The organism is Kitasatospora sp. NPDC043950 (assembly GCF_056435345.1).
This window is the reverse complement of record NZ_JBWKER010000012.1, coordinates 91,713-99,662: the sequence shown is the minus strand read 5'-3', so window position 1 is coordinate 99,662 and position 7,950 is coordinate 91,713. Positions and strand designations below refer to the sequence as shown.

Sequence of the window (7,950 nt, the reverse complement as noted above, 5' to 3'; positions counted from 1 at the left end):
CGGGGTGTGTTGGGGGGGGTTTTGGGGGCTGGGGGAGGGTGCTTCCAGACCCCGCCCGAAGTCCGGGTGGGGGGGGTGCCCCCCCCGAGCTTTCGCGCCCCCCCCCCTTCTGCGCTGTGTGGGTCAGGCGGTGAAGTGGTCGAACTCGCCGGCCTTGGCGCCGAGGAGCCAGGCGTTGAGCTTGGTGCGGGTGGTGGTGACGATGTGGGCGGGGTCGTCGGACTCGCGGATGTAGACCAGCTCACCCTCGGAAGCGACCTCGATGCAGTTGGTCTGCTCCCCACTGAAGCTCGACTTCTGCCAGTTGAGCTGTTCCATGCTTACCTTCCCTGTACTGCGTACCGAATGTGCTGGAGCAAGCCCCATGAGTCGCGATATGAGGGCGATAGCTCGGATGCGCTGGCCGTCAGAGGCGGGAGTGCCAGGCCTTTGAGTCGTTCGAACTGTCGCCGGAACGAGGCTACTGCTTCGGGCTCGCCAAGGAATGGTGAGCCCTGGGGCTGTTCCATCAAGACGGTGTCGAGCTTGGAGTGTCGGCCGTGAAGCAGCATGAACGGGGTGTCGGCCGAGGCGAACACGGTGCAGTCGAACGGCAGGATCTGGATGGTGACGTGAGGCAGCTTGCCGACCTCGGCCAGGTGGTTCAGCTGGTCACGCATGACGGTAGGTCCGCCGTACATCGTTCGTAGCGCAGCCTCGTGGATCACGGCATGAAATGGCGTCCCGTTCTCGACGCTCAGGATGCGTTGCCGCGACTGTCGGAACTCGACCGTCTTCTGCGCGTATTCGAGGATGACCTCGCTGTAGCCCTTGGTCTGGAGCAGGCCAGGGATCAGTAGCGTCTCGTATGTGTCCAGGCGGGTAGCGCCGTGTTCGAACTCGGCGAGATCGAGGGCTGACGTTGGAACGTAGGGCCGGTAGTCGGTCCACCAGCCCTTGCCGTTGCTCTGGCCCATGGCGAGAAGGCCTGCTCGATACTCGGGATCGTTGGCATGGCAGGCGTCGAGCCAGAGGGCCAATCGCTCAGGATTGATACCAAGCCTGCCCGACTCGGTGTGGCTGACGGCTGGTCCCTTCATGCCGACCAGCTCGCCGAGTTCTGGAAGGGACATGCCTGCGCTGGTGCGGAGACGCCGCAGCTCATCGCCAAGTCGACGCTGTCGTTCGCTGATTGCGGTCCTGAATCCCATGCACGTGCCCTTCTCGTGCAGTAGTTCGGCCAACGAGTAGGCCGCCTACTGAAAGTGTAGATCTAGATGCGGAGAGTGTTGCAGGATTGTGGTGATTGGCCCTACAGTCCACTCACCAATCACTTTGCACCGCTGGGAGATTCCCCATGTGTGACCCCAACCTCAACTCCCCCTCCCTCACCGTCTCTCGCGAGGCGTTGCGCGACACCATGGCGCGCGCCGGGTACCCCAATTCCTCCATCGGGGATGCCGAACTCGCTCTCGTGGAGCTGGTGGTGAACGCCTGGCGGCACGGGTTGACCGCCGCGCCCGTCGTCCTGGTCGCCGTCGTCCACGGGACGCTCCGCGTCACCGTCGCGGACCGCAGTCCCGTGCTGCCCGAGCAGCGGAAGCCCGACCCGTTCGCCCAGTCCGGGCGGGGGTTGATGCTGGTGGAGGGGCTCATGCACCGCTGGGGTGCGGAGCCGCAGAAGCTCGGCAAGCGCGTTTGGTTCGAGCTGGACGGCGCCGCGTGATCGCCCACCACCCGATCCACCCCGCCGACCCGGCCCTGCGGCAGCTCACCGGCCGGCAGATCACCGAACTGATCGTCGATCTCCGCACGGAGGGACGCGAGTTCGGCCTCCTCTGGCCGTCCGCCCAGTCCGGCGAGACCGATCTGAACGGCCGTGCCCTGGTCTCCATCGGCAACATCCCGGCCAGCACCTTGATCAACCTGCTGACTCTGCTGCGCGAGTTCAAGCGCCGACGGGGCCAGGCGTGACGGGCATGCTGGTCCTGATCCTGCTGGCCGCCGCCGTCGGCGGTGTCTGCCAGGCCCGGTCCGAGCGGCTGCGGGATCGACGGGATCGGACATAGGTGCCATGCATGGCACGCGGGCCCGCCTCCTCCAGGCGGGCCCGCGCCATGCCCGGCCGTGGAGGTCAGGCGATGAAGTGGTCGAACTCGCCGGCCTTGGCGCCGAGGAGCCAGGCGTTGAGCTTGGCGCGGGTGGTGGTGACGATGTGGGTGGGGTTGTCGGACTCGCGGAGGTAGACGAAGTCGCCGTCGGAAGCGATCTCGATGCAGTTGGCTTCCTCCCCGCTGACGCTCGGCTTCTGCCAGTTGAGGTGGTCCATGGCTACCTTCCTTGTACTCCGTGGCGGACGTGCTGGAGCCACGATAAGCGGGCGCACAGCCGCGTCGTTTCGGTCATGTCAATTCGTACGACTCGTTGTGCTATTCCCTTGGGTCCTCAGTCGTTCCTACACTGAGACCCCGCCGCACGGGGGCTGCGGGAACCAGGTTGCCGACGGGCCCGGGGGAGGCGCGTGTGAACGACCGTGGCTGGGACGAGGACGATGCCCGGCCGTACTTCTTCCTCTCCTACGCGCACACCCCGAAGGCCGGCACGCGCGGCGCCGGTGATCCGAACCACTGGGTGCGCCAGCTGTACCGGGACCTGTGCGAGGCGGTGCTGCAACTGACCACGGTCCCGGCCGGGGTGCCGGTCGGCTTCATGGACGAGTCCATGCACCAGGGGGAGTTGTGGGCGGAGCGGCTGTCGGAGGAGCTGGCGACCTGCCGGGTGTTCGTACCGCTGTACTCGCCCCGGTACTTCAACAGCGTCCCGTGCGGGCAGGAGTGGCACGCCTTCACCCGCCGCCCGGTGTACCCGGCGACGATCGACGCGGAGCGCACCAGTGGCATCGTGCCGGTGCTGTGGGCGCCGATGAGTCGCTACCGGCTGCCCAAGGTGGCCAGTGAACTCCAGTTCAACCACGCCAGTTTCGGGCCGGACTACGCCACCGAGGGCCTGTACGCGCTGATGAAGCTCACCTACTTCCGCTCCGCCTACGAGCTGGCCGTGCACCGGCTGGCGGCGCGGATCGTGCAGGTGGCGGAGGAGACGGTGATCCCGGTCGGGCGGCGGCTGGACTTCAACGGCCTGCCCAGTGCCTTCGACGTGAGCGCGCCGACCAAGCAGCTGCGGATCTCCGTACTCTCCTACCATCAGGGCGAGTTGCCGCCCGACCGCAATCCCGACTTCTACGGCACCCGGCGCACCGACTGGCACCCCTATCGCCCGGCCGGCTCGCCGATCGCCCAGCACGCGGTGCGGCTGGCCCGGCAGTTGGGGTTCCAGCCGACCGTGCACGAGTTCGACGACGAGGTCGAGTCCATCATCGAGGGGGAGGCGGCAGCCCCCGGCCTGCTCCTGCTCGACCGGTGGGCGCTGCGCGACCCGGACCGCCGGGAGCTCGTCCGCCGCTTCGACCGCTCGGACGCCACCTGGGTGAGCGTCCTGGAGCCGTGGAACACCGAGGACCCCGAGTGCGAGGAACGCGGCGGCGACCTCGGAGAGTTGAGCGACCAGGCGCTGCGCATCACCCGGCGGGCGAGCCGCCCCAGCTTCCTCGGCGTGACCGGCCCGACCGGGCTGAACACCCTGGAGGACTTCGACGACGCGCTGCCCCGGGCCGCCATGAAGGCCAAGTACGCCTTCGAGGGCCGCACCAGGGCCGAGCCGGAGGACCCGCCGCCGCCCCGCCCGAACCTGCGGGACGCGTTCCGGCGCGGCCCGGGCGCGGCCCCGTTCGGCCGCGACGCCCCCTTCGGGCAGGACGGCTCCGGACCCGACGACCACCCAGACCGTGACGACGGCGATGACCCCGATGACGGGATGGCGCCCTTGGGAGGACGACCCAGATGAGCGAGAACCCCACCAGGAACTTCCGCGTCGGGGGCCTCACCGTGGCCGAACTGGCCGCCCAGCGGGAGGCCGAGCGACGGTCCGTGGAGCAGGACCGCAACGGCCGGATCATCACCTTCTACTCCTACAAGGGCGGCACCGGGCGCACCATGGCGCTCGCCAACACGGCATGGATCCTGGCCGCCAACGGCTACCGGGTGCTCACCGTGGACTGGGACCTGGAGGCGCCGGGCCTGGCCAAGTTCTTCCACCCCTTCCTCGACCCGGCCTCGCTGGCCGGCACGACCGGGATGATGGACCTGATCGCCGAGTACCGCGAGGAGGCCCTGCGCCCGGTCGAGCACGCCGAGGGCTGGCACCTGGACTTCGCCAGGGTGCACCCGCACGCGCTGTCGCTGTCCTGGCCGCTGTTCCCGACCGGGGGCAGCCTGGACTTCCTGTCCGCCGGCCAGTTCAACCGGGACTACTCCGAGGCCGTCACCCACCTGGACTGGGACATCTTCTACGACCGCTTCGACGGCGGGCAGTTCTTCGACGCCCTCAAGGCCGACATGAGCAAGCGGTACGACTACGTGCTCATCGACTCGCGCACCGGACTGTCCGACATCGCCGAGATCTGCACCGTCCAGATGCCCGACGACCTGGTGGTCTGCTTCACCCTGAGCGACCAGTCCATCGACGGTGCCTCCCGGATCGCCCAGCACATCCACGACCGCTACCGCGAGCGCGGCATCCGCATCCTGCCCGTCCCGATGCGCATCGACGAGGGCGAGAAGGAGAAGGCCGACGCCGGCCGCTCCCTCGCCCGGGTCCGCTTCGACGGGCTGCCGGCCGGCCTCAACGGCGAGGAACTCGCCTCCTACTGGGGCTCGGTGGAGATCCCGTACCGGCCGTTCTACGCCTACGAGGAGATCCTCGCCACCTTCGGCGACCAGACCGGCACCCCCACCTCGATGCTCGCCGCCTGCGAGCGGCTCACCGCGATGATCACCCGGCGCAAGGTCACCTCCCTGCCGGTCATGGACGAGGAACTACGGCTGCGCTACGTGGACGCGTTCACCCGCCGCCGCCCGTCCGTCCCCGCCGACCTCTACCTCTCCTACGTCCCCGAGGACCGGATGTGGGCGGACTGGATCGAGTCCGTGCTCACCCGGGCCGGCTTCCGGGTGCTGCCCCGCGACCTCAGCGCCGGCACCGACACGCGCGAGGAGACCGAACGCGGCATCGACGCCGCCTACCGGACCGTCGCCGTGCTCTCGCCCGCCTACCAGCGCTCCCCGCAGGCCCGGGCGCTGTGGGAGTCCGTGGTCAACTCCGACCCCGCCGGCACCCGGCGCCAGCTCGTCCCCGTCCGCGTCGGCGACGTCAGGCTCACCGCACCCTTCAGCAACCGCAACCCCGTCGACCTCGTCGGCCGCGACGAGACGCAGTCCGTCCAGACCCTGCTGCGTGCCCTCGGCCGCGGCGACGTCGTCCTGACCGAGCCCAACGGCGGCGGGCCGCGCTTCCCCGGCAGCAAGCCGACCGTGTGGGACGTCCCGCCGCGCAACCCCTCCTTCACCGGCCGCGCCGCCGTCCTGGAACAACTGCGCAACCAGCTGCGCGGCGGCATGGCGGCCGTCCTGCCCACCCCCCAGACGCTGTACGGGCTCGGCGGCGTCGGCAAGACCCAGGTCGCGCTGGAGTACGCGCACCGGTTCATGTCCGACTACGACCTGGTCTGGTGGATCGACGCCGAACAGACCGAACTCGTCGCCCCCGCCCTCGCCGACCTCGCCCGCCGGCTCGGCCTGCGCGTCGGCGACTCCGTCACCGAAGCCGCCGAGGCCGCCCGGGAGGCGCTGCGCCGCGGCGTGCCCACCTCGCGCTGGCTGCTGATCTTCGACAACGCCGACGAACCGGCCGAGATCCGCCGCTTCTTCCCCGGAGGCTCCGGCCACATCCTGGTCACCTCCCGCAACCAGGCCTGGACCGGGCACGCCGAGGCGCTGGAGGTGGACGTCTTCACCCGCGGCGAGAGCGTCGAGCACCTGTGCCGGCGCGCCCGCGGCCTGTCCCGCCCGGACGCCGACCGGGTCGCCGAGGCGGTCGGCGACCTGCCGCTCGCCGTCGAGGTCGCGGCCGCCTGGCTGGACACCACCGGCACCCCGGTGGAGACCTACGTCGCCCAACTGCACGCCGAGGCGGCCCGCGCGCTGGCCGTCGCCCGCCCCGCCGACTACCCGACCCCGGTCGGCGCGACCTGGAACGTCTCCATCGGCCGGCTGCGCCAGCAGTCCCCGGCCGCCGTCCGGCTCCTCCAGCTCTGCGCGTTCTTCGCGCCCGAGCCGATCTCGATGAACCTCTTCTACAGCGACCAGATGATCCGGGCGCTGGTGAAGTACGACGCCGACCTCAGCGACAAGTTCATGCTGGGCAAGGTGATCCAGGCGATCGGCCGGTACGCGCTGGCCAAGGTCGACGCCGGCAGCAACAGCTTCCAGGTGCACCGGCTCGTCCAGGCGGTGATCCGGGCCGAGATGACCGACGACGAACAGGAGATCGCCGTCCACGAGGTGCATCGCATCCTGACCGGCGCCCGGCCGGTCCTCGGCGACACCGACGACCCCGCCAACTGGCCCGCCTTCGACGAGATCTGGCCGCACCTGTCGCCCTCCAAGGCGCACAACTGCGACGAGGCGGACACCCGCCAGCTGCTCATCGACCGCGTCCGCTACCTCTGGAAGCGCGGCGAACTCGACCGCGCCCGCGACCTCGGCCACGCCCTGGACACCGAGTGGACCAACAAGCTCGGCGAGAACGACCGGCAGACCCTGCTGCTGCGCTTCCAACTCGCCAACGTGCTGCGCTCCCAGGGCAACTACGCGGAAGCACTGGCCCTGGACGAGGACACCCTGGAACGCCAGCGGGCCCTGCTCGGCGAGCACCACCCGTACACCCTGATGACGGCCGGCTCCCTCGGCGCCGACCGCCGGGCACTCGGCCGGTTCCAGGCCGCACTCGACCTCGACCGCGAAATCCTCGACCAGTTCCGCGAGTTGTTCGGCGACGACAACCCGCGCACGCTCTCGATGGCCAACAACCTGGCCATCGACTACCGGCTCGTCGGCAACAGCGAGGCCGCCCGCGAACTCGACCAGGAGACCCTCGACCGGCGCACGGCCGTCCTCGGCCCCCGGCACCCCTACACCCTCTCCACCAAGTCCAACCTCGCCCGCGACCTGCGCGAACTCGGCGACTACCGCGGCTCGGTGGACCTGCTCCAGGAAGTCACCTCCGACCTCGGCGACGTCCTCGACCCCGACCTGCCGGAGAACCTGCGCAACGCCAAGTCCCTGGCCGTCTCACTGCGCCGCATCGGCGCGCTCGCCGAAGCCCGCCGGATCACCAAGGAGACCTACGAGCGCTACCTGGAGCGCTACGGCGCCGACGCCCCCGACGCGCTCGCCTGCGCGCTCAACCTGGCCGCCGACCACAGCGCCTCCGGCGACAAGGAGGCCGCCCGCGACCTCTGCTCCACCGTCTTCGAAGGCCACCGCCGCCTGTTCGGCGACGAACACCCCTTCACCCTGGCCTGCGCCAACAACCTCGGCATCTACCTGCGCGGCAGCGGTGACGTCCAGGGCGCCATCGAACGCGGCCGGCTCACCGTCGAGGGGCTCACCGACTCCGTCGGAGCGGACCACCCGTACACCCTCAACGCGGTGATCAACCTGGCCAACGCCTACGGCGACGACGGCCAGATCGGCCTCGCCGAGGAACTCGGCCGGGCCGCCTACCAGGGCCTGTGCGAGCGCTACACGCCCCGGCACCCGGACGCCGTCGCCTGCGAGGCCAACCTGTCGATCACCCTGCGCTCGGCCGGTCGGCACACCCAGGCCGCCGAACTGCGGGCCCGCGCGATCGGCGAGCTGATCCGGCAGTTCGGCGAGGAGCACCCCAACACGGTCGCGGCGCGCGGCTGGAAGCGGATCAACCGGGACCTGGAGCCGCAACCGGTGTAAGCGGCGGTGCAGGCGCCGGTGAGAGCACGGCCTCCGGCCGGGGGCGGCGGGTACGCTGCGGGAC

The 7,950-nt window shown here is 70.0% G+C and carries 7 protein-coding genes; 4 read left to right on the top strand and 3 right to left on the bottom strand.

The features are described from left to right. Positions 1–123 precede the first annotated feature (123 nt). Together AC07BF_RS11030 and AC07BF_RS11025 are read right to left on the bottom strand one after the other, a co-directional pair. Positions 124–318 carry a DUF397 domain-containing protein gene (locus AC07BF_RS11030; protein WP_363584990.1) on the bottom strand — a complete coding sequence of 65 codons (195 nt, stop codon included), beginning with the start codon at positions 316–318 and terminating at the stop codon, positions 124–126. 2 nt (positions 319–320) lie between these two features. Further along, positions 321–1,190 carry a helix-turn-helix domain-containing protein gene (locus AC07BF_RS11025; RefSeq protein ID WP_363584992.1) on the bottom strand — a complete coding sequence of 290 codons (870 nt, stop codon included), beginning with the start codon at positions 1,188–1,190 and terminating at the stop codon, positions 321–323. 146 nt (positions 1,191–1,336) lie between these two features. Here AC07BF_RS11025 and AC07BF_RS11020 point away from each other — a divergent pair, with 146 nt between their 5' ends. Together AC07BF_RS11020 and AC07BF_RS11015 are read left to right on the top strand one after the other, a co-directional pair. Next, positions 1,337–1,705, top strand: a complete 369-nt coding sequence (locus AC07BF_RS11020; protein WP_063348181.1) for an ATP-binding protein — start codon at positions 1,337–1,339, stop codon at positions 1,703–1,705. Next, positions 1,702–1,953 carry a hypothetical protein gene (locus AC07BF_RS11015; protein WP_371517494.1) on the top strand — a complete coding sequence of 84 codons (252 nt, stop codon included), beginning with the start codon at positions 1,702–1,704 and terminating at the stop codon, positions 1,951–1,953. The genes AC07BF_RS11020 and AC07BF_RS11015 overlap by 4 nt, the downstream gene beginning before the upstream one ends. 160 nt (positions 1,954–2,113) lie before the next feature. On the opposite strand, the gene AC07BF_RS11010 is transcribed toward AC07BF_RS11015, so the two are convergent. Further along, positions 2,114–2,308, bottom strand: coding sequence for a DUF397 domain-containing protein (locus AC07BF_RS11010; protein WP_371517493.1), 195 nt, complete (start codon positions 2,306–2,308; stop codon positions 2,114–2,116). A gap of 194 nt (positions 2,309–2,502) precedes the next feature. Here AC07BF_RS11010 and AC07BF_RS11005 point away from each other — a divergent pair, with 194 nt between their 5' ends. Further along, the gene (locus AC07BF_RS11005) at positions 2,503–3,882 is read left to right on the top strand and encodes a TIR-like protein FxsC (protein WP_363584998.1); all 1,380 of its coding nucleotides are present in this window, start codon (positions 2,503–2,505) and stop codon (positions 3,880–3,882) included. 83 nt (positions 3,883–3,965) lie between these two features. Beyond that, complete coding sequence (gene fxsT / locus AC07BF_RS11000; protein ID WP_363585070.1) at positions 3,966–7,886, top strand: FxSxx-COOH system tetratricopeptide repeat protein; 3,921 nt, start codon at positions 3,966–3,968, stop codon at positions 7,884–7,886. Positions 7,887–7,950: the final 64 nt, after the last annotated feature.